Raw genomic sequence first — 21,523 nt, 5'->3', positions numbered from 1 at the left:
TCAAACTCCCGCCTAGAGTAGCAGGTCCGGGGCGGCCTCACTCAAGCGCGGCCGTGAACCAGCAGATGCCGATCGGAGACGGTCTCGACCCGGAGATGGTGCAGACTGGCGGAGGCGAGCTGCTCGCGAACCTCCCCGGGGGTGAACGCGGCCAGCAGCGAGTTGAAGAAGTCACGCCGGAGCACCTCCGGCTCATCGGCCGAGTAGGTGGCCACAATCTCCGCTGCCCGCTCCCTTGAATCGGGGCGATAGAGATCCATGACCAGCACGCCGGCGCCGGGGCGAGCTGCGTGCTTCACCAGCCGCCAGAGCATCATCGGCTCGTGCAGATGGTGCAGCAGACTGTTGCTGACAACGGCATCGTATGCCACTGCGGGGACCGACGCGGCAGCCACGTCGTCGCGGATGAACCGGACCCGATCGCCGATGGCCGGCTCCCTGGCGAGCGCATCCCGGGCCAGGGCAAGCATTGCCTCTGCGCCGTCGAGCCCGTCCACGTGCAACCCGGCGAAGTGGCGTGCCAGTCGCAGGGGGATATCACCCGGCCCGCAGCCCACATCCAGCACGTGCCCCTCGGTCACCCCGACAAGGTCCGTGTAGCGGTCCACGAAGGCAGAATTGGGCGCCTCGAAATCCGCTCGAGCATAGGCAATGGCCTGTTCGGCCTCGTCCATCAGCTCCGGCTCCGGGATGCGCTCCATCACCGGCCCTCCCCGCTGTCCTTGAGTCCGATCACCACGTCCATGACGTTGGTGCCGGTAGGGCCCGTGCGCAGGAGGTCGCCGCTTGCCTCCAAGAACCGTCCACTGTCCGCGGCCTCCAGACTGACGTCGGGGTCGAGCCCCGCCTGGCGGCCGCGGAAGCAGGTCTGGTGATCCACCAGCGCGCCGGCGGCGTTGCCCGGGCCGTCGGTGCCATCGGTGCCGGCGGCCAGCAGCCAGACGCCCCTATGCCCTTCCATGCACGCGGCCGCTGTCAGCGCCAGCGCCTGAGCACGCCCGCCCTGCCCGGGATTGTCCGGCAGGGCCACGGTGGGCTCGCCGCCCCAGACATGAATACCGGCCGCTCCGTGGACCAGTTGATCGGCGATCGCCTCCCCGGCACGCAGCGCGTCACCGGCGAGTTGCTCCCGGTGAACCTGCACGGAAAGCCCAAGGCGACGCCCCCGCTCCTCTACGGCATCCAACGCATCGGCATTGGTCGCAACCAGGGAGCGGGTGAGCCCGGCCAGTGCCGGATCATCGGCGGCCGGTGGCGCCGGCACGGCCTTGGCGGCCTCCCTGGCCCAGGCGGGCAAGTCGCCCGGGAGGGTGCCGGAACCGGCCGACGGTACGAACAGCCCGGAACCGATCACGGCCGGATCGTCACCGGGAACGTCGGAAATGAGGAGCAGGCGCGTTCGGCGCCCGCGCAGATGCCGCGCGAGCCGGCCACCCTTAATGCGGGAGATCGCGCGGCGCACGGCGTTGATGCCGTCGATGGCCAAGTGCTGACCGAGGAGCCACTGGTTGAGCTCGGCCAGGTGGTCGGCGGTCAGCCCCTCCGGAAGCAGCTCCACCAGGCTGGAGGCGCCACCGGAGATCAGTACCACCAGTTCGGCGTCGTCGGCGAGCTCATCCAGGAACGCCACCACAGCCGCACCTGCGGCCAGACTGCTGCCGTCGGGGATCGGGTGAGCGGTCTCCATGCAACGGAACCGAGGGTCTTCGGCAACGGCGCGTCCCAGGTGATCCGTCTTGGTCACCACGAGACCGCTGGCAATGCGATCATCCAGCGCGTCCAGGGCGCCCTGGGTCATGGCCGAGGCGGCCTTGCCGATGGCCAGCAGATGCACCGCGCCGGCTGGTGGGTCATCCTCCAGCGCGTGCCGGACGGCCGGGCGCCCGCCCACCCGCTCCAGCGCCGCACGAAACAGCTGCTGCAATGTCTCCCGATGATCCATGCGTCCCCCTTGCCAGTTGGTCTCCGGCGATCCGGGCCACACGACCGGGATGCCGTTCAGATCGCGTCCAGCGCGCGCTCCAGGTCGGCCTGGATGTCAGCCACATCCTCCAGCCCCACGGAGACCCGCAGCAACCCCTCTGTGATTCCGGAGGCGTCGCGCTCCTCTTGGGAGATCCGGCCATGGGTGGTGCTCGCCGGATGGGTGATCGTGCTCTTGGCGTCACCCAGGTTGGCAGTAATGGAGATCATCTCCGTGCCGTCGACCACCCGCCAGGCCGCCTCGCGCTCACCGGCCACTTCGAACGACAGAATACCGCCGTAGCCGAGCTGCTGCCGACTGGCCAGTGCGTGCTGCGGATGCGCAGCCAGCCCCGGGTAGTTCACGCGGGACACGCGCGGGTGATGCTGGAGCCAGTCCGCCAGTGCCTGGGCGTTCTCGGAGTGGGCGCGCATGCGCAGCCGCAACGTCTCCAGCCCCTTGATGAAAACCCAGGCGTTGAACGGGCTCATGGTGGGCCCCGCCGTGCGTAGCATGCCGAAGATGTCCTCGCCCACGCGCTTGGCGTCGCCGACCACGGCGCCACCGACGCAGCGCCCCTGCCCGTCCAGATACTTGGTTGCGGAATGGATGACCAGGTCGGCCCCCAGTTCCAGCGGGCGCTGCAATGCCGGGGTACAGAAGCAGTTGTCCACCACCATCACGCAATTGTGGGCATGGGCCAGCTCCGCGATCCAGGCGATGTCGGCCACTTCGGTCAGCGGGTTCGACGGCGTCTCGAGAAACAGCAACCGCGTCTCTGGCCGGATCGCCTGCTGCCAGCCGTCGTAGTCGGTGGGTGAGACAAAGGTGGTCTCGACCCCGAACTTGGGCAGAATCCGGGTGAATAGAGAGGTGGTTGTGCCGAAGACCCCCCGCGAACAGACAATGTGATCCCCCGAGCGCAGCAGCGCCATGCACATGGCATTGATGGCGGCCATCCCCGACGATGTGGCAACACACGCCTCGCCGCCTTCCAGGCCCGCCAGCCGCTTCTCGAAGGTCCGCACGGTCGGATTGGTGAAACGGGAGTAGATGTTCCCGGGCTCGTCACCGCCGAAGCGCGCCGCCGCCTGCGCCGCACTGTCGAAAGTGAAACTCGACGACAGAAACAGCGGCTCGGACTGCTCCTGCTCGCCGGTACGGACCTGCCCGCCCCGGACTGCCTCCGTATCGAATCCCCTTCGCTCGTGATCGTGGGTCATGCAACCATCCTCGTCATGCCAGTCGGGAGACGCAGCATCGAACCGATCAACGGCAACCCGGTCAGCAATGACCGGATGGCCGCCCTCAGTGATTCAACCGAAGCGGACGCGAAGCAGGCGGGACCCGGGCGACGCCCGGAGCAAGAAAGCTGGACTCCCTCGCTTTAGCGGCATTTGTTCAAGGCCTCCCGGCATGGCGGTCCACACCCACCGGTACACCTTCGGCGCCCGCAAGCTGAAACGGTCAAATCAGCGCCTCGAGAGCACTCTATGGAACGCCCCTGCCCTTGTCAAACCGGCACAGCGCCGCGCCAGCCAGCACTCAGTCCGGGGCACTGTGAAGATCGATCAGGGCGTGGTCGGCATCGCGGGTGCTCTTGGCCTGATCGTTGCGCTGCTCTTCGAGCTCGTCCAGATACGCTTCGGTCACGTCGCCGGTCACGTATTCGCCATTGAAACAGGAGGCATCAAACCCCGCCAGCCGCGGATTGCCCTGCTGCACGGCGGTAACGAGATCGCCCAGATCCTGGTAGATGAGCCGGTCGGCACCGATGAGCCGCGCAACCTCCTCCTCGCTGCGCCCGTGCGCAATGAGCTCCCGCGCGGACGGCATGTCGATGCCGTAGACGTTGGGGTAACGCACGGGGGGCGCGGCAGAGGCAAAGTAGACATTGCGCGCCCCCTCATCCCGCGCCATCTCGATGATCTGGTCGCAGGTGGTTCCGCGGACAATGGAGTCATCCACCAGCAGCACGTTCTTGCCCTTGAACTCCAGACCAATTGGGTTGAGCTTCTGGCGCACCGATTTCTGCCGCTGCTGCTGGCCCGGCATGATGAACGTGCGACCGATATATCGGTTCTTGATGAACCCTTCCCGGTACTTCACGCCCAGGTGCTGGGCCATTTCCAGGGCCGAAGTCCGGCTGGTGTCCGGCACCGGGATGACCACGTCGATGTCGTGATCGGGCCAGTCGCGCTCGATCTTTGCCGCCAGGGTCTGGCCCATGCGCAGGCGGGCCTTGTAGACGGCCACGTTGTCGATGATGGAATCCGGCCGCGCCAGGTAGACGTACTCGAACAGGCAGGGCGCGTTGGTGGGATTGTCGGCGCACTGGCGCGTGTGCAGCTTGCCGTCGAGGGTCACGAACACCGCCTCACCGGGCTCCAGTTCGCGAATGAGCCGGAAGCCCAGGGTATCCATGGCGACGCTCTCCGACGCCACCAGATACTCCATGCCCTGCGGCGTCTCCCGCTCGCCGAAGCACACCGGGCGAATACCATGAGGGTCACGGAACGCCAGCATGCCGTAGCCGTTGATCATCGCCACTGCCGCGTAGCCGCCGCGGCTACGCCGATGCACGCCGGCCACCGCATCGAAGATGTCATCCACACCGACTTTCAGCTTGCCGGGGCGCGCCAGCTCATGGGCAAAGACGTTGAGCAGGATCTCGGAGTCGGAATCGGTATTGATGTGGCGGAGATCCTCGCGGAAGAGCTCGTCCTTGAGTTCCTCGGCATTGGTGAGGTTGCCGTTATGCGCCAGGCTGATGCCGTAGGGTGAGTTCACGTAGAAGGGCTGCGCCTCGGCGCTGCTGGAGCAGCCGGCCGTCGGATAGCGCACATGGCCGATGCCGATGTGGCCGCGCAGCTGGAGCATGTGCTCGGTGCGGAAGACGTCACGCACCAGACCGTTGCGCTTGCGAAGGTACAACCGCCCGTCGTCCCAGGTCATGATCCCGGCGGCATCCTGTCCGCGATGCTGGAGCACGGTCAGACCGTCGTAGATGGCCTGATTGACGGGCCCGTGGGCCACCATTCCAATAATGCCGCACATGCGCGATGGAACCTCTCTGCTCGGTATTGCCGCCGGCGCTCAGTCGTCCCCGGCTCCGGCATCGTTACAGAACTCCTGCCAGTACTCTGGAGCAGGCGTCCCCTCGTTCTCAGGGTCTTCGGTCAACGGCGCGTACACAGTGAGGCCATCCAGCCACTCACGCACGCCGATATCGCAGACCCAGGGCTGAAAGTGATGCACCACCACCGACTCCTGCCACCAGGGCTCACGCGGCAGTGCAGTCAGACCGGCGGCCAGCACCAGCACCCCGACCACGACAACGCCACGCAGTAGCCCGAAAATAACGCCGATGTAACGGTCGGTTCCGGTCAGGCCGGTACGCCCGACGAACTGCCCGGCCACATAGTTGATGATGGCGCCGATGATCAGCGTGACCACGAACAGCGCGACGAAGGCAACACCCAACTGAAGCGTCGGTGACGCGATGTAGTCGGCAAGGTAGACAGCCAGCCGGTCGGCATAGCGGATGCTGATCCAGAACGCCGCCACCCAGACCACCAGCGAGATCACTTCGCGCACGAAGCCCCTGATCAGGCTGATCAGTGCGGACAGGACGATGACGGCGAGGATGGCGTAGTCGAGCCAGTTCATGGGCGGAAATCAGCGCCGGGGCAGCACGGGGAGCGCAATAGTAGCAAAGGGGGCTCGCACGAGAAAGCCACCGGCAACGCCACAGTCAGGCTCATGGGTGCGACACCACCAGGCCATCCAGGTCGGCGTCCTCCTGCAGATCCTCGAGAAGCGCCTCGGCCGCGTCGCGTTCGACCACTGGTCCGACCCTCAGGCGATAGGTGGGATCCTGCCCGTCACGTTCCAGACGATCCACGTAGGCGGAAAACCCCTGGTCCCGCAGTCGGTCCCGCAGGCCCAGCGCATTACTCTCGCTGGTGAAACTCCCGACCTGGACGGCCCATGACGCCAGCTCGTCATCCTCGCCTGCGGTCTCCGCCCCGGCATCCTCCGCCCCGGCATCCTCCGCCCCGGCATCCTCCGGCGTCGCATCCTCCGGCGTCGCATCCTCCGGCGTCGCGTCGTCGGGCGTCGCGTCTGCCGTCTCCTCGGGCGTGTCCTCCTCGGGCACCGGTTCCGGCGGCGGCGCGTCACCCGGTTCGTCGTCCTCCACCTCCGCGCGGTCGGACTGCGGCAGGGGCACGGCCTCCAGTTCGGAGACCGCCTCGCCGGGTTCATCCGGGGCCGGGGCGGGCTCGCTATCGGGCTCGGGCTGGTCCGCGTCGGCCGGGCCCTGCTCCACCTGCGGCCGTGGGGGAATATCCATGGCCATGTCCGTGGTGCCACGATCCACTGGCCCCTGCAACAACATGGGCAGAAAGATCACCGCGAGTGCGACCACGACGACCGCACCGATCAGCCGCTGCTTATGATGTTGCTGCAATGGACATTCCTCGCTTGCTCGTCACCGACTGCCTGCTCCCTGCGCCAGAGCCTCCGGATTCACCCGTCAGCCATCCCGGTTACGCGCATCATCTCTTCGACGGTCCGGAACGATCCGAATACCAGCACGCGGTCGCCGGGTTCGGTGGTCTGATCCAGCCACTCCCGCAATGTGTCCGGCGTACCGGTCACCGCGACCGCGGCACTGCGCTCGCGCAGCACTGTTTCGACGTCGTCTGCCGGCCGGATATCCTCGTCGGGCAACAGCAGGGGGCACCAGGCGTCCACCCGGCCGGCGAGGGCATCCAGCACCGGTGTCAGCTCCTTGCGCGCCATGATGGCGAAGACGGCGAAACAACGCCCCGGCACCGGCCGGCGCTCGAGCTCCGCTGCGAGTACGCCCACGGCGTCGCCGTTGTGAGCGACATCGAACAGCCACTCTACCGCTCCGGGACGCACGTGCAAACGCCCCGGCAGCCGGGCCTCGCGCAACCCGTCGCGCAAGGCCTCTTCGCGCAGGGGCAACCTGTCGCCGAACGCATTCAGCACGGCCAGAACGCCCGCGGCATTACGGTACTGCATCGGGCCCGGCAGCGCGGGCTGCGGAAGGCCGTGGAGCTCGGCGTCGCCCTGCTGCCATGACCAGCTGCCATCGCCCCCCACATGCCAGGTGTAGTCCTCGTCCGCCACTCGCAGCGGCGCATCCAGCTCCGTGGCCATGCCACGGATGGTGTCGGGCATGGCATCCCCGGCGAACACCCCAGGGACGCGCGCACGGAGAATGCCGGCCTTCTCGCGACCGATGCGTTCCCGGTCCGGCCCGAGCCACTCGGAGTGATCCAGGCCGATGCTGGTGATCAACGCCACATCCGCATCAACGATGTTCACGGCATCCAGTCGCCCGCCCAGGCCCACCTCCAGCAGGGCCACGTCGACACCGGACTCTCGACACAGCCACAGTGCCGCCAGGGTGCCGAACTCGAAGTAGCTCAGGGTGATTTCGCCACGGGCCTGATCGATGGCGTCGAACGCCGCCATGATCGCCGCATCGGAGGCGTTGTCGCCATCGATGCGAATGCGTTCGTTGTAGCGCAGCAGATGGGGGGAGGTGTAGGCGCCCGTGGAGTAGCCGCCGGCGCGGAACATCGCCTCCAGCAGCGCCACCGACGAGCCCTTGCCGTTGGTTCCGGCAACCGTGATTACCGGCATGGCCACCGGCCGCAGGCCGAGCCGGTCCGCCACTTCCCCGACCCGCTCCAGCCCGGGGTCGATGGCGCGGGGATGGAGCCCGGCCTGCCAGTGCAGCCACTGGTCCAGCGTGTCGAAGCGCATCCCCTGTCAGCCAGTCGCCTCTTCGGGCGACGGCTCCGGTGCGGGATCGGCCGCCGGCGACGCCTGATGCGTCAGCATGGCGAGCAGGCGCGCCAGCGTATCGCGCATCTCGCGGCGGTCGACGATCATGTCGATGGCGCCGTGATCAAGCAGGAATTCGGCGCGCTGGAACCCTTCCGGAAGGGTTTCGCGCACCGTCTGCTCGATCACCCGCGGGCCTGCAAATCCGATCAGGGCACCGGGCTCGGCGATATTGACGTCCCCGAGCATGGCCAGACTGGCGGAGACGCCACCCATGGTCGGGTCGGTGAGTACCGAGATGAAGGGCACACCCTCCTCGCGCATGCGGCCCAGCGCGGCGCTGGTCTTGGCCATCTGCATGAGCGAGAACAGCGCTTCCTGCATGCGGGCGCCGCCACTGGCGGTGAAACAGACCAGAGGGATTCGCTCCTCGAGCGCGATATTGGCTGCGCGCACGAACCGCTCACCCACCACCGAGCCCATGGAGCCGCCCATGAACTCGAACTCGAAGGCGCAGGCCACCACGGGCCGCCCCTTGAGTCGCCCCTGATAGACCACCAGGGCATCGTCTTCGCCGGTGCTCTTCTGCGCCTGGGCGAGACGGTCCTTGTACTTCTTGCCGTCCTTGAAACGCAGCATGTCCACCGGTTTCACGTCGGCGCCGATCTCGGTGAGATCGTCACTGTCCAGCAGCGACTCCAGGCGGATGCGGGCGGTGACGCGCATGTGGTGCCCGCACTTGGGGCAGACCTCGTGGTTGCGCTCGACCTCCGGCCGGTACAGCACGGCATTGCACCCGGGGCATTTGGTCCAGAGCCCTTCGGGCACGCTGCGACTGCGGGCCTTTTCCGTCGCATCCGTGCGGATGCGGGAAGGCATGAGTTTCTGAAACCAGCTCATGATGTCGCGTTCCTGTATTCAATGACGTTAAGCGTTGATGCGCCCGACCCGCATTGTCCGGCTGGTCAGGTACTGGCCGCTGCCGCGGCATCCATGGCATGCCGCATGTCGGCGACCAGCTCGGTGACGGCTTCATGCGCCTTGTCCAGGTCGTCCTGGTTCGCCTCGATCCGCCGGACCAGGGCGCTGCCCACTACCACCGCATCGGCGACCGCGGCCATGCGCGCGGCGGTGGGCGCGTCACTGATACCGAACCCGACACCGACCGGCAGCCCGGTCATGGACCGGAGGCGGTCGACCCGTTGCCCCACCGCGTCCACATCGAGGCTCGCCGCCCCCGTAACGCCTTTGAGCGAGACGTAGTAAACGAATCCGCCCGCTCGCTCGCAGATGGTCTGCATGCGCTCCTCGGTGGACGTGGGTGCGACCAGGAACACGGGGTCCAGCCCGGAATCGGCAAGCAATCCGTCGAGGTCGCCCATTTCCTCCAGCGGCATGTCTACGGTTAACACGCCGTCAACGCCGGATTCCAGTGCGGCCTTCGCAAATTCCGCATAGCCCATGACCTCGATGGGATTCATGTACCCCATCAACACCACGGGCGTCTCTGTGTCGTCCTCGCGGAAACGGCGGACCATGGCCAGTACGTCCCGCAGTCCGACGTTGTGGCACAGGGCGCGCTCGCACGCCTGCTGAATCACCGGGCCATCGCCGATCGGATCGGAGAAGGGGACGCCCACCTCCACCACGTCCGCACCGGCGGCCACCATGCCGTGCATCAGCCGCACCGTGAGATCCGGGTGCGGGTCCCCGGCTGTGATGTACGGGATCAGCGCGGTACGCTGCTGCTCACGCAGCGCCTGGAAACGAGTGGCTAGACGACTCACAGCTCAATCCCCTCCCGTTCGGCGACGGTCTGAATGTCCTTGTCTCCCCGGCCGGAGAGATTGACCACGATGCTCTTCCCGGGGCCCAGTTCCCGCGCGAGTTTCTCCGCATAGGCCAGCGCATGCGCAGTCTCCAGCGCCGGGATGATGCCCTCGGTCCGGGTCACCTCATGGAATGCCGCCAGGGCTTCATCGTCGGTCACCGATGTGTACACGGCACGGTTGATGTCCTTGAGCCAGGCGTGCTCCGGCCCCACCCCGGGGTAGTCCAGCCCGGCAGACACGGAGTGGGTGCCGATGATCTGGCCGTTGTCGTTCTCCATGAGGTAGGTGCGGTTGCCGTGCAGCACGCCGGGGCGGCCCGCGCACAACGGTGCGGCGTGCTGACCGGTCGCGACGCCGTAGCCACCGGCTTCCACACCGTGCAGGGCGACTTCCTGGTCCTCCAGGAACGGGCGGAACAGACCAATGGCGTTGGAGCCACCGCCTACACACGCCACCAGAGCATCGGGCAGCCGGCCCTCGCGCTCAAGCATCTGCTCCCGCGTTTCCTGACCGATGATGGCCTGGAAATCGCGCACCATCATGGGATAGGGGTGCGGCCCGGCCACGGTGCCGATGATGTAGAACGTGTCATCCACGTTGGCAACCCAGTCACGCATGGCCTCGTTGAGGGCGTCCTTGAGCGTGCGCGAACCGGACGTCACCGGCACCACCTCGGCACCCAGCAGACGCATGCGGTAGACGTTGGGCGACTGGCGCTGGATGTCGTCCGCCCCCATGTAGACCACACAATCCAGACCCAGCCGCGCAGCCACGGTGGCGCTCGCAACGCCATGCTGCCCCGCACCGGTCTCGGCAATAACCCGGGTCTTGCCCATCCGCTTGGCGAGCAGGGCCTGGCCAATGGTGTTGTTGATCTTGTGCGCACCGGTGTGGTTGAGGTCCTCGCGCTTGAGATAGATGCGCGCGCCGCCGACCTTCTCGCTCCAGCGCTCGGCGAGATACAAAGGCGACGGCCGCCCGACGAAGTCCTTGCAGTCGCGCTCGAACTCGGCGCGGAAATCGGGATCGTCCCGGTAGCGCGCATAGGCATCCTGCAGTTCCCGCAGAGGCGCCATGAGCGTCTCGGGCACGAACTGCCCGCCATAACGGCCAAAATGGCCGGTCTCATCCGGAAACCGGGCGAAATCAATCGACTGCTGCATTGCCTCGGACGTCTTGGACACCTTGGACCTCGCTGATAAAGCTTGCCATCCGCCGGGCATCCTTGATGCCCGGCGCGGATTCAACGCCACTGCTCACATCCACCGCCCACGGATTCGCCTGACGCACGGCCATGGCCACATTACCCGGGTGCAGCCCGCCGGCAAGCACGATCGGACGCTCCGGCGACGACGGTACACTGCTCCAGTCAAAGACCCTGCCGCTGCCGCCTTGTTCCCCGGCGCCGTGCCCGTCCAGCACGAAACCGGCCGCATTGGGGTGGCGCGCCATGAGGGCGTGAGGGTCGGCACCGTCAGCCATGGGCACGACCTTGATGTAGGGCCGGGAAAACGATTCACAGTACGCCGCGTCTTCGCCACCATGGAACTGCAGCAGATCGATGGCGACACCATCGAGCACGTGGCGAACGCGCTGCTCCGGCGCATCCATGAACAACGCGGTGACTGTCACGAAAGGCGGCAGCAGGGACCGGATCCCGCGGGCGGTCGCCACGTCGACACCCCGCGGGCTGGCGTCGTGAAACACCAGACCGACCGCATCGGCACCAAGCCGCGCCGCGGTGCAGGCCTCATCCGCCCGGGTCAGCCCGCAGATTTTCACACGCGTGCGCACGCGCCCCACCCCACGTCGGTAAAACATTGAATGGTAACCCGGCCGTGTAAGTCAGGCAAAGCGCGGCGGCGCCGGCGGGGCCGGCAGACCGAACGCCTCCGGATAGTCCACGGCGACCATGTAGAGGCCGGCGGCCGGCGCGGTCATGCCACCCACCGTCCGGTCCCGTGCCCCGAGGACGTCCGCCACCCAGTCCGGATCGCGCTCCCCCGCGCCCACCGCCATGAGCGTACCGGCGATGTTGCGGACCATGTGATGCAGAAACGCATTGGCGCTCACGTCCATGTAGATGAACTCGCCGTGGCGGATCACATCGACCCGGGTCACCTCGCGCCACGCGTGCGCCGCCTGACAGGCAACGGCGCGAAACGATGTGAAGTCCTGCTCGCCGAGCAGGTGCCGGGCCCCCGCGTGCATGCGCTCCGCATCCAGGGGCTTCCAGGTCCAGGCGACCTGACCGTGAAGCCACGCGGGACGCACGGGCCGGTTGAGGATCACGTAGCGATAGTGCCGCTGCCGTGCGCTGCGCCGTGCATCGAATTCCGGCGCCACCGGTTGCGCCCAGGTCAGCGCAATGTCATCGGGCAGATAGGTGGTACCACCGAGCCGCCACCCGTGCATATTGCGCCGCGCTGGCGTGTCGAAATGGATTACCTGGCCCAGGCCGTGGACGCCGGCATCCGTGCGCCCGGCACACACCACGTGGACACGGTGGTCGGCCACCCGCGACAGCGCCGCCTCAACCCGCGCCTGCACCGAGTCGCAGTGGTGCTGCTGCTGCCAACCCGCGTAGCGACCACCCAGGTACTCGACGCCCATGGCGATGCGCGTGGTGTTCGCCCTGCTGTCTGCATCAAGACTCACGGTCGTTCGGCTCCTGAGCTTACTGGCCCATCGGCAGGCTAGCCGCCACTGCGCCGCACACGACGGCGACCGGCAGAAGCCACTGCCAGACGGGCAACGGCGGCAACCGGGGGATCCGGATCGGTGCGGGGGGTGATTCGTCGCCACGGCCCAAGGCGTCAGCAACCAGTGCCGCGCCAAGCGCCGCCACGCGCTCCCGCCAGGGTACACCGGCCGTCGCGGCGCGCGCGCGGCCGATCTGCTCCCGCAGCGCCGGCACCGCTTCCAGCACCAGTACCAGCCGGAGCGCAAAGCGATCGGCATCAACACCCGCGACCGCGAACGGACGCAACCACCAGTGCAGCGCCGCGATCAGCCAGTGTCGCGGGGTCGACGCCAGCAGCAGCTGCACCGCCGCGATCAGATAGCCGAGGGCCAGTGCGCGTTCGGCCCCGCCCAGGAGCCCCTGCCAGGTCGGAATCAGGGACGAGTCGGACGGCACCACGGGCGTTCCGGGCGTCAACCACCCATAGAAGACCACAATGGTGAGGAGCAGCCAGCGCAGCCGCCACAGACCACGGAGCGCCACCAGTGGCGAGAGGCGGGCCTGCCAGTACATAAACGCCAGGCCCAGCGCCGGCAGGACGAGCCCCGCCCATCCGGGGCGGGCCACCACCACCGCCAGGCACACCAGCCACAGGATGCGCGCCGCCGGGTGGAGCCGCATGGGCTTCAATTCCGCGTGACCCGCCTGCCGTTACTCCGCTTCGGCGTACAGTGTCCGCGCCTCGGACTTCTGGGAATCGGACCCTTCCTCCAGGACCTCGTCCAGCAGTGACCGGGCACCTTCACTGTCACCCATGTCGAGGTAGGCGCGGGCAAGGTCCAGTTTGGTGCTGTTCTCGTCGCCGGCGTCGAACAAGGCGTCGTCCGCGTCCTCGGTAGCCTCGTTACCCGCCGACTCGTCAACATTCCCGCTGTCCGGCGCAGCCGGGTCCGCCTCGGCGTCATCCGCCCCGTCGCCCACGGGCTCCGGCTCATCTGGGATCGCCTCCGGCGCGTATTCCAGCCCCGCTTCCTCGTCGCCGGCATCGGTTCCGGTATCCAGTTCGTCGAGACTGAACGTCGGAGCATCATCCGCGTCGTCGACCGACGATTCCGGACCTGCGGGGGTCTCCGGTTCCGGCCGGTCCGGCACCTCGAAGTCGAGGCTGAACGCATCATCCTCGAGAGGGTCGTCTTCGCCGGCTGCCTCCCCGGGCACTCCGGTCTCGGTGGAGGCGGCCGGAGTCGCCGCTTCATCCGGTGCCTCCAGGTCGTCCAGATCGAAATCGAGGCTGAAGGCGTCATCATCCGCCGCGTCGTCCGCCGGCGCTGCGGAGTCGCCCGCGGGCGCAGCAGCCTTCTCTTCAGGGGCGTCGGGCGTGTCGGCCGGCGTCTCGTCAAGACTGAACTCCAGATCACTGAAGTCGTCTTCATCGGCAGACTCAACCGCCTCCGCTGGCGCGGGGGCAGTGGGCGCAGGCAGCTCTTCCTCGGCCGGTTCCTCTGCCAGCATGCCCGTGAAGGGATCGTTCTCCTCCGCCGGCTCCGGCGGCGCCGGGGGCGCGTCGTCGGCACCACCGAACAGGGGGTTCTCCGGCGCAATCTCCCGCCCCATTTCGCTGACACGCTGCCAGACAGGGTCCGTGTCACCATCCACCAGGCCGAAGAGCGCCTGGGCATCCGCTTCGAACGCCGGGCGATCACCGCTGAGGGAATGCGCCTCCAGCAGTTTCAGCCGCAGATCCTTGCGCTCCGGATCTTCCGCCACGGCGGTCGTCAGCAGGTTCTTCGCCTGGTCATGACGGCCGTAGGCGAGATTGATCTCCGCCTCCTCCAACGGATCAGCACCGCCGGCACGCGTCGGCGAAGGCTCGAAATCGTCGTCTACCAGCGGCCGGGAGGCATCATCGTCGGCCTGCTCAGCGGCCTCGTCGGTCCGGGCGGTGGTGCCGGCGGCCATGGCTGCGGCCAGGTTCGCCTCCACCTCCTCCGACGCATCGGTCGCTGCATTGCGCCGACGGCGCACGACGAGCAGCGCGAGTAGCATCGACGCAACCAGCGCCGCCCCGGCAAGACTGAGGTTGCGCGGATCCTCCCAGGGTGCCTGCGGCTGCGTCGTGGCCGACTCATCCGCGGCGGTGCCGGTTGGATCCTGCTCATCGGCAGCCGCCACTGCCTCGTCGGTATCAACGCCGTCGGCGGCGGCAGCGACCTCGTCCTCTTCGTCGGTGACTGCCGGCTCGTCATCGTCCGTGGCTGCGTCGGCCAGCGGCACGTCCTCCTCCGCCGACTCCTGCGGCATTCCGGGAATCGCGCCCTGGACTTGCACGTCCAGCGTCCGCTCCAGCGCCTCGACCCGCTCAAGCAGTTCCTCGGTCTGGGAGCGCAGGCGCTCGTTCTCGGATCGAAGGGATGCCTCGTCCTCGCGCGCGGCAGCGAGTTCGGCCTGAAGGCGAGCCACGGTTTCGGGGCTCGCATCCTCGTCTTCATCCATGAGCGATGCAGTGGCATCGTCACCGCCCGTGTCGCCCGCGGCCACCACCTCGAGACGCCCGTCGGTCACGTCGGGCTGGTCAGCGTCCTCGGCCACCTCAGGCTCTTCAGGCGGCGCCGGATCCGGCGCCCGCCCCGCCTGCCAGGCTTCCACCTGCCGGGAATACTGCTGCCGGGCATCCGCCGCAGACAGCGCCACGGCCTCATCCCGGTCCGGTACCCGCAGAATGGCCCCCGCACGCACGTTGTTGACGTTGTCGTCGATGAACGCGTCCGGATTCGCTGCCAGCAGCGCCATCATCATCTGGTGAACGGAGGCGTCCGTCCCCTGGCGCGCCTCGTCGGCAATCTCCCAGAGCGTGTCATTGCTCTGGACTTCGATCTCGCCGGGTGCATCCGCCACCGGATCCGGCTCTCCCGCATCGCCCGGGGTGGCAGTGGCAACCTCTTCATCCGCCGTCGCGTCAGGGGCCGGAGCATCGGCGGGCGCCGGGGCGGCATCGTCTTCCGGGGAATGCACGGGCGGATCCAGCAGCATGGTGTACTCACGGACCAGCCGCCCGCCGGCCCAGTTCAGTTCGACGAGGAATGCCAGGAACGGCTCGCGCACCGGATCGCTGGTGCTGACCACCACGTAGGGCTCCGCACCATCGGTCACCACCTCGAAATCGAGCTGCGAGAGCATGAACGGGCGCTCCAGACCGGCCCGTTCAAAGGCGTCGGGAGAGGCCAGCGTCGCGCTGAGGGTCTCCAGTTCCTCCGCATCGGCGGACTCCAGCGGAATCCGTGCCTCCAGCGGTTCGTTCAGCGCCGATTCCGTCTGAATCGAACCAACGCCCAGCGCCGCCGCGATGGAGGGGGCTAATACGGTGCTAAGCGCTGCGATGCGAGCCAGTCTGCGTGCCATGGCATTCCCTTATCGGTGGACTGATCAGGTGGTCAGGTCGGTTGTCAGCCCTTGCATTGTGATTCTTGTCCCTGAATGCGGTACTGCCCGACGCCACTGCGATGGCAGTGATCGCCGTGCCGGAGACGCGCCCGTGGTGCGGCCACCCGCTTCCACCGCACACTAGCGGCCAGCCCGGCGAATTTCAAACCCCGCCAGGCCGCGCCAGAGGCGCGGCTGACAGGAATGCGACGCCGTTCACCCCTCGTTGAGGATGCGCAGCATCCGCCGCAGCGGTTCCGCGGCACCCCAGAGCAGCTGATCGCCGACCGTGAACGCACCCAGGTAGTCATTGCCCATGGAGAGCTTGCGCAGGCGGCCAACGGGCACGTTCAGGGTTCCGGTCACCGCCGCTGGGGTGAGATCCCGCAGGGAATCTTCCTTATCGTTGGGCACCACGCTGGCCCAGGGGTTGGACTCGGCGATGATGCTGCTGATCTCGTCGATGGGCGCATCCTTGCTGAGCTTGATGGTCAGCGCCTGAGCGTGGGAGCGCATGGCGCCGATGCGCACGCAGATGCCGTCGATGGGCACCGGGTTGTCGGATCGGCCGAGGATTTTGTTGGTCTCCACCTCGGCTTTCCACTCCTCCTTGCTCTGACCACTCTCGAGCTTCTTGTCGATCCAAGGCAGCAGGCTGCCGGCAAGCGGGTAGCCGAAGTGTTCACGGGGATAGCCGTCACCGGTGATCGCGTCGGAGACCGCGCGATCCAGCTCGAGAATGGCGCTGGACGGGTCGGCCAGCTGGTCGCTGGCGGACTTGTGGATGTAGCCCATCTGCGCCACCAGCTCCCGCATGTTCTGTGCGCCGGCGCCGGATGCGGCCTGATAGGTCATGGGACTGATCCACTCCACGAGCCCCTCGCGCAGCAGACCACCGATGCCCATGAGCATCAGGCTGACGGTGCAGTTGCCGCCGACGAAGGTCTTCACCCCGTTGCCGAGCCCCTGTCTGATGACGTCGGCATTCACCGGATCCAGCACGATGATGCTGTCATCGGCCATGCGCAGGGTCGAGGCGGCGTCGATCCAGTAGCCGTCCCAGCCGGCCTTGCGCAGGTCCTGGTAGACCGCCTCGGTGTAGTCGCCACCCTGGCAGGTGACGATGACATCCATGGTCTGCAGCTCGCCGATATCGCGGGCGTCCTTCAGCGTCGGCACGTCCCTGCCCACGTCGGGCCCCGGCTGGCCGACCTGCGACGTGGTGAAGAACACCGGTTCGATGTCCTGGAAATCGTTCTCGTCACGCATGCGCTGCATGAGCACGGAGCCAACCATGCCCCGCCAGCCAACAAATCCTACGCGCTTCATTGCGTCACCTCGCTTGAATCGGGTGTCGGGCCGCTCGTTCGCGACCCCCTCAATCGTTCAGTCTTGCCACCACCGCGTCACCCATGGCGGCCGTTCCCACGAGCCGGGTGCCCTCGGCGTGGATGTCCGGCGTGCGCAGCCCGTCGTCCAGGACGCGCCCCACCGCCGCCTCGACACGGCCCGCCAGCGCGCCCTCCCCGAGAGAATAACGCAGCAGCATGGCAACGGAGAGAATGGTCGCCAGGGGATTCGCCTTGTCCTGCCCGGCGATATCCGGCGCAGAGCCGTGCACGGGCTCGTACATGCCACGGCCACGGCTGTCCAGCGACGCCGACGGCAACATGCCGATGGAGCCGGTAAGCATGGCGGCACAGTCCGAAAGGATGTCGCCGAACAGGTTGCCGGTGACCATCACGTCGAACTGCTTGGGCGCGCGCACCAGCTGCATGGCCGCGTTGTCCACATACATGTGGGAGAGTTCCACGTCCGGATAATCCGCCGCCAGGCGGTTCATGACCTCACGCCAGAGCTCCGAGACCTCCAGCACGTTGGCCTTGTCCACCGAGCAGAGGCGACCGCCACGCTTGCGGGCCGTGTCGAACGCCAGGCGGCCGATGCGCTCGATCTCCGACTCCCGGTAGACGAGGGTGTTGAACCCCTGGCGTTCACCGTTCTCGAGGACCCGCTCACCCCGGGGTTCGCCGAAGTAGATACCACCGGTGAGTTCGCGCACGATCATGATGTCCAGCCCGGCCACCACATCCGGCTTCAGGGCCGACGACGCCGCCAGCTGCGGGTAGAGGATGGCGGGGCGAAGGTTGCCGAACAGCTCCAGCGCCGCCCGGATGCCAAGCAGACCGCGCTCGGGTCGCAGATGACGCTCCAGGGCGTCGTAGCGCGGTCCGCCGACGGCACCGAGAAGGATGGCATCGGATTCGCGCGCCTGCTGCAGGGTCACCTCGGGCAGCGGTTCGCCGTGGGCATCGTAGGCCGCGCCGCCGATCAGGCCCTGCTCAAGCTCCGCATCCAGGCCGAAGTCCTCGCGCAGGCGATTCAGGACCTTGACGGCTTCCGTAACAATTTCCTGGCCGATGCCGTCACCGGGTAGAACAAGAATCTTTCGGCTCATGACGCCTCTCATGCAAACGGGTTGTGTCAGGCGCGGAACAGCCAGGGCGCCTCTTTGCGCCGGCGCTCCTCGTAGGCGCGGATGGCCTCCTCGTGCTGCAGCGTGAGGCCGATCTCGTCCAGCCCCTCCACCAGCATGTGCTTGCGAAAGCCGTCCACGTCGAAGTTGATCGTCTCACCGGACGGTGTCGTCACCGTCTGCGCCGGCAGGTCCACCGACATGGTGCAACCAGGCTCGGCTTTCACTTCACGGAACAGCCGCTCGACGGTCTCTTCCGGCAGGATCACCGGCAGAATCCCGTTCTTGAAGCAGTTGTTGTAGAAGATGTCGGCGTAGCTGGGCGCGATCAGCGTGCGGATGCCGAAGTCCTTCAGTGCCCAGGGCGCATGCTCCCGGGACGAGCCGCAACCGAAGTTGCGCCCGGTGAGCAGGATGCTCGCCTGACGGTACGGCGCCTGGTTGAGCACGAAGTCGGGGTTCTCCGGCCGCTGGCTGCAGTCCTGCCCGGGCTGACCCTCGTCCAGGTAGCGCCAGGAGTCGAACAGGTTGTCGCCGAAACCGGTCCGGTGAATGGACTTCAGAAACTGCTTGGGGATGATGGCGTCGGTGTCGATGTTGGTCTGCTCCAGTGGCGCGACCACCCCGGTATGCTGGGAAAACGGCTCCATCTCAGAAATTCCTCACGTCGACGAAGTGGCCGGCGACAGCGGCCGCCGCGGCCATGGCCGGGCTAACAAGGTGGGTGCGGCCACCCTGTCCCTGCCGGCCCTCGAAATTGCGGTTGGACGTGGACGCGCAGCGCTCGCCCGGCGCGAGCTGGTCGGGGTTCATTCCCAGACACATGGAACACCCCGCCTCGCGCCACTCGAAACCGGCATCCTTGAAGATCCGGTCCAGGCCCTCGTCTTCGGCCTGTTTCTTTACCAGACCGGAGCCCGGAACCACCATGGCCAACTTGATGTTGTCGGCAATGCGCCGCCCCTTGAGCACCTCCGCGGCCGCACGCAGATCGGAGATGCGCGCGTTGGTGCAGGAGCCGATGAAGACCTTGTCCAGGCGAATGTCGGTCATGGGCGTTTCGGGTTCGAGATCCATGTACTCCAGCGCCCGGGCGTACCCCGCACGCTTGCCCTCGTCCGCTTCCTTGAACGGGTTCGGCACTCTGCCGTTCACCGGCACAACCATCTCCGGCGACGTCCCCCAGGAGACCTGCGGCTCGATGGCGGCCGCGTCGATACGCACGACCTTGTCGAACGCGGCGTCCGCATCGCTGTGCAGGGTGCGCCAGTGCGCCACGGCCTGGTCCCAGAGTTCGCCGGTGGGCGCGAACGGCCGGTTGGCGATGTATTCGATGGTGGTGTCGTCCACGGCGATCATGCCGCAGCGCGCGCCCGCCTCGATGGACATGTTGCAGATGGTCATCCGCCCTTCCATGCCCAGGTTGCGGATGGCCGAGCCGCCGTATTCGATGGCGTAGCCGGTGCCGCCGGCGGTACCGATGGTGCCGATGATGTGCAGGATGATGTCCTTGGCGGTGACGCCAGGGCCCAGCTCGCCGTCCACGCTGATGAGCATGGTCTTGCTCTTCTGCTGAACGAGGGTCTGGGTGGCGAGCGCATGCTCCACCTCGGAAGTGCCAATGCCGAATGCCATGGCACCCATGGCCCCCTGGGTAGAGGTATGGGAGTCACCGCAGACAATGGTCATGCCCGGCAGGGTCGCACCCTGCTCCGGGCCGATGACGTGCACGATCCCCTGGCGGGGGTCGTTCATGCCGAACTCGGTGATCCCGTACGTCTCGCAGTTGCGGTTCAGCGTCTCCACCTGGATGCGCGAGACGGGATCGGCGATGCCCTGGCTGCGATCCGTGGTGGGGACGTTGTGATCCGTCACGGCCAGGTTGGCATCCACCCGCCACGGCTGCCGGCCGGCCAGACGCAGCCCTTCGAACGCCTGCGGCGAGGTCACCTCGTGCACAAGCTGGCGATCGATGTAGATGAGCGACGTCCCGTCTTCGTTGTCACGAACGACGTGATCGTCCCAGAGCTTCTCGTAAAGGGTCTTGCCTGTCATTGGATCACCTGGCAGTGGTCGAACCACGGTTCAATTCGGTCTCAAACCCGCGATTATAACGGATTCCCGGTGCCCGATGAATCCGCGGTCACCCGGAACGGGCGTCGGCCGTCCGTTGCACCGGGTCTTTTCCGGGCAGACTGGCGGCGGCGATGACGGCGGCGAGAATGGCAACCAGCGCCCCCATGTAGAATGTTGCACTGCCGCCCACCACATCCCAGAGCAGCCCACTGAACAGGCTGCCCACGGCCACTCCGGCACCGAAGGTGATGCTGCTGTACAACGCCTGGCCCCGGCCCTGGTTGCTGCCCACGAAGTAGCGATTGACCAGCGCGATCCCCACGGCGTGGTAGACGCCGAAGGACGCGGCGTGCAGCCCCTGGGCGAACAACAGTACGGGCAGCAGCTGCGGCGCGAGCGCGATCAGTGCCCAGCGCAACGCTGACAGCAGCATGGCCACGGTCATGAGCAGACGGGCTCCGAAGCGCGGCAACAGCCGGTGCATGACCAGGAACAGGACGATTTCCGCCACCACACCGACGGCCCAGAGAATGCCGATCATGCTGCTGCTATACCCCGCCTCCTCCAGGTGAATACTGAAGAATGCGTAGTACGGCCCGTGGCTCGCCTTGAGCAGAAAACAGGCGAGAAAAAAGCCGATGACATCGGGCCGCAGCAGCACGCTGAGGATCGGGTCGCTGTTGTAGCGCCGAGCCGGCTGCCTGGCTTCCGGCGCGACCTGGCTCGCGACCCAAAGCCCGGCGAACATCACCAGCAGCAGCCAGGGCAGGATCTGCACGCCGAGGCGGTCGATGAGCTCGCCGAAGCCGACCACGGAAATGATGAACCCCACCGAGCCCCAGAGCCGGATCCGGCTGTAGCGGTGATCCGCCCGCCCCAGGTGGTTCATGGTGTTGGCTTCGAACTGCGGCAGGGCCGCGTTCCAGAAGAAGCTGAACAGCGCCATCACCAGCGCAATCCACCAGAACGTGCTGCCCAGCAGTACACCGGTGAACGTCAGCATCGCCGCCAGCGCGCCAAGGCGGACCACCGCCATGCGGCGCCCCGTGCGGTCGGCGATCATGCCCCAGATGTTGGGTGCCACGATCTTGGTGGCGTGCAGGATCGCGATGAGCTGACCGATCTGCGCCGCGGAAAACCCCTCCGCGGCCAGGTAGGGCCCCCAGTAGGGAGCCAGGCCACCCAGCACCGCAAAAAAGAACAGATAGAAGGCGGACAGCCGCCAGTAGGGCAGATCCGGTGCCGCCACC

The 21,523-nt window shown here is 67.0% G+C and carries 19 protein-coding genes; all 19 read right to left on the bottom strand.

What is annotated here, in order from left to right; genetic code table 11:
- Window positions 1-41: 41 nt before the first annotated feature.
- Window positions 42-701 (bottom strand): class I SAM-dependent methyltransferase, encoded by a 660-nt coding sequence (locus ACNSTU_RS11615; RefSeq protein ID WP_290630465.1) that lies wholly within the window; start codon window positions 699-701, stop codon window positions 42-44.
- On the bottom strand, window positions 701-1,942 hold the full coding sequence (locus tag ACNSTU_RS11610; protein WP_290637035.1) for a glycerate kinase type-2 family protein: 1,242 nt from the start codon (window positions 1,940-1,942) through the stop codon (window positions 701-703). Before ACNSTU_RS11610 ends, ACNSTU_RS11615 begins: the two co-directional genes overlap by 1 nt.
- A 56-nt stretch (window positions 1,943-1,998) precedes the next feature.
- Window positions 1,999-3,186 carry an O-succinylhomoserine sulfhydrylase gene (locus ACNSTU_RS11605; protein ID WP_290637036.1) on the bottom strand — a complete coding sequence of 396 codons (1,188 nt, stop codon included), beginning with the start codon at window positions 3,184-3,186 and terminating at the stop codon, window positions 1,999-2,001.
- Between the two features lie 322 nt (window positions 3,187-3,508).
- Complete coding sequence (gene purF / locus ACNSTU_RS11600) at window positions 3,509-5,020, bottom strand: amidophosphoribosyltransferase (RefSeq protein WP_290630459.1); 1,512 nt, start codon at window positions 5,018-5,020, stop codon at window positions 3,509-3,511.
- Window positions 5,021-5,059: 39 nt separating this feature from the next.
- Window positions 5,060-5,632 carry a CvpA family protein gene (locus ACNSTU_RS11595; RefSeq protein ID WP_290630457.1) on the bottom strand — a complete coding sequence of 191 codons (573 nt, stop codon included), beginning with the start codon at window positions 5,630-5,632 and terminating at the stop codon, window positions 5,060-5,062.
- A gap of 91 nt (window positions 5,633-5,723) precedes the next feature.
- The gene (locus ACNSTU_RS11590; RefSeq protein WP_418212387.1) at window positions 5,724-6,434 is read right to left on the bottom strand and encodes an SPOR domain-containing protein; all 711 of its coding nucleotides are present in this window, start codon (window positions 6,432-6,434) and stop codon (window positions 5,724-5,726) included.
- Between the two features lie 59 nt (window positions 6,435-6,493).
- On the bottom strand, window positions 6,494-7,765 hold the full coding sequence (gene folC, locus ACNSTU_RS11585; protein WP_290630453.1) for a bifunctional tetrahydrofolate synthase/dihydrofolate synthase: 1,272 nt from the start codon (window positions 7,763-7,765) through the stop codon (window positions 6,494-6,496).
- A 6-nt stretch (window positions 7,766-7,771) separates the two neighbouring features.
- Entirely contained in the window at window positions 7,772-8,686 is a 915-nt protein-coding gene (gene accD / locus ACNSTU_RS11580) for an acetyl-CoA carboxylase, carboxyltransferase subunit beta (RefSeq protein WP_290630451.1), read from the bottom strand.
- Window positions 8,687-8,751: 65 nt separating this feature from the next.
- Entirely contained in the window at window positions 8,752-9,573 is an 822-nt protein-coding gene (trpA, locus tag ACNSTU_RS11575) for a tryptophan synthase subunit alpha (protein WP_290630449.1), read from the bottom strand.
- Window positions 9,570-10,781 (bottom strand): tryptophan synthase subunit beta, encoded by a 1,212-nt coding sequence (gene trpB, locus ACNSTU_RS11570; protein ID WP_290637251.1) that lies wholly within the window; start codon window positions 10,779-10,781, stop codon window positions 9,570-9,572. Before trpB ends, trpA begins: the two co-directional genes overlap by 4 nt.
- Entirely contained in the window at window positions 10,765-11,412 is a 648-nt protein-coding gene (locus ACNSTU_RS11565; RefSeq protein ID WP_290630493.1) for a phosphoribosylanthranilate isomerase, read from the bottom strand. The genes trpB and ACNSTU_RS11565 overlap by 17 nt, the downstream gene beginning before the upstream one ends.
- Before the next feature lie 51 nt (window positions 11,413-11,463).
- On the bottom strand, window positions 11,464-12,231 hold the full coding sequence (gene truA, locus ACNSTU_RS11560) for a tRNA pseudouridine(38-40) synthase TruA (protein ID WP_290630491.1): 768 nt from the start codon (window positions 12,229-12,231) through the stop codon (window positions 11,464-11,466).
- Window positions 12,232-12,295: 64 nt separating this feature from the next.
- Entirely contained in the window at window positions 12,296-12,982 is a 687-nt protein-coding gene (locus ACNSTU_RS11555) for a CbiQ family ECF transporter T component (protein WP_290630445.1), read from the bottom strand.
- Window positions 12,983-13,012: 30 nt separating this feature from the next.
- A complete protein-coding gene (locus ACNSTU_RS11550) occupies window positions 13,013-15,700 on the bottom strand; it encodes a FimV/HubP family polar landmark protein (protein WP_418212386.1) in 2,688 nt (895 codons plus the stop codon).
- A gap of 237 nt (window positions 15,701-15,937) precedes the next feature.
- Window positions 15,938-17,050 (bottom strand): aspartate-semialdehyde dehydrogenase, encoded by a 1,113-nt coding sequence (asd, locus tag ACNSTU_RS11545; protein WP_290636903.1) that lies wholly within the window; start codon window positions 17,048-17,050, stop codon window positions 15,938-15,940.
- 49 nt (window positions 17,051-17,099) lie between these two features.
- Window positions 17,100-18,179 (bottom strand): 3-isopropylmalate dehydrogenase, encoded by a 1,080-nt coding sequence (gene leuB / locus ACNSTU_RS11540; protein ID WP_290632972.1) that lies wholly within the window; start codon window positions 18,177-18,179, stop codon window positions 17,100-17,102.
- 26 nt (window positions 18,180-18,205) lie between these two features.
- On the bottom strand, window positions 18,206-18,847 hold the full coding sequence (gene leuD, locus ACNSTU_RS11535) for a 3-isopropylmalate dehydratase small subunit (protein WP_290632970.1): 642 nt from the start codon (window positions 18,845-18,847) through the stop codon (window positions 18,206-18,208).
- A 1-nt stretch (window position 18,848) separates the two neighbouring features.
- Window positions 18,849-20,252: a 3-isopropylmalate dehydratase large subunit gene (gene leuC / locus ACNSTU_RS11530; protein WP_290632968.1), complete on the bottom strand. Its 1,404-nt coding sequence runs from the start codon at window positions 20,250-20,252 to the stop codon at window positions 18,849-18,851.
- Between the two features lie 88 nt (window positions 20,253-20,340).
- Complete coding sequence (locus ACNSTU_RS11525; RefSeq protein ID WP_290632966.1) at window positions 20,341-21,522, bottom strand: MFS transporter; 1,182 nt, start codon at window positions 21,520-21,522, stop codon at window positions 20,341-20,343.
- Window position 21,523 lies beyond the last annotated feature (1 nt).

This window comes from Aquisalimonas sp. APHAB1-3 (assembly GCF_048323695.1).
Taxonomy (GTDB): Bacteria; Pseudomonadota; Gammaproteobacteria; order Nitrococcales; family Aquisalimonadaceae; genus Aquisalimonas.
The sequence above is the reverse complement of the archived record's forward strand: the minus strand, read 5'-3'. Positions and strand labels throughout refer to the sequence as shown.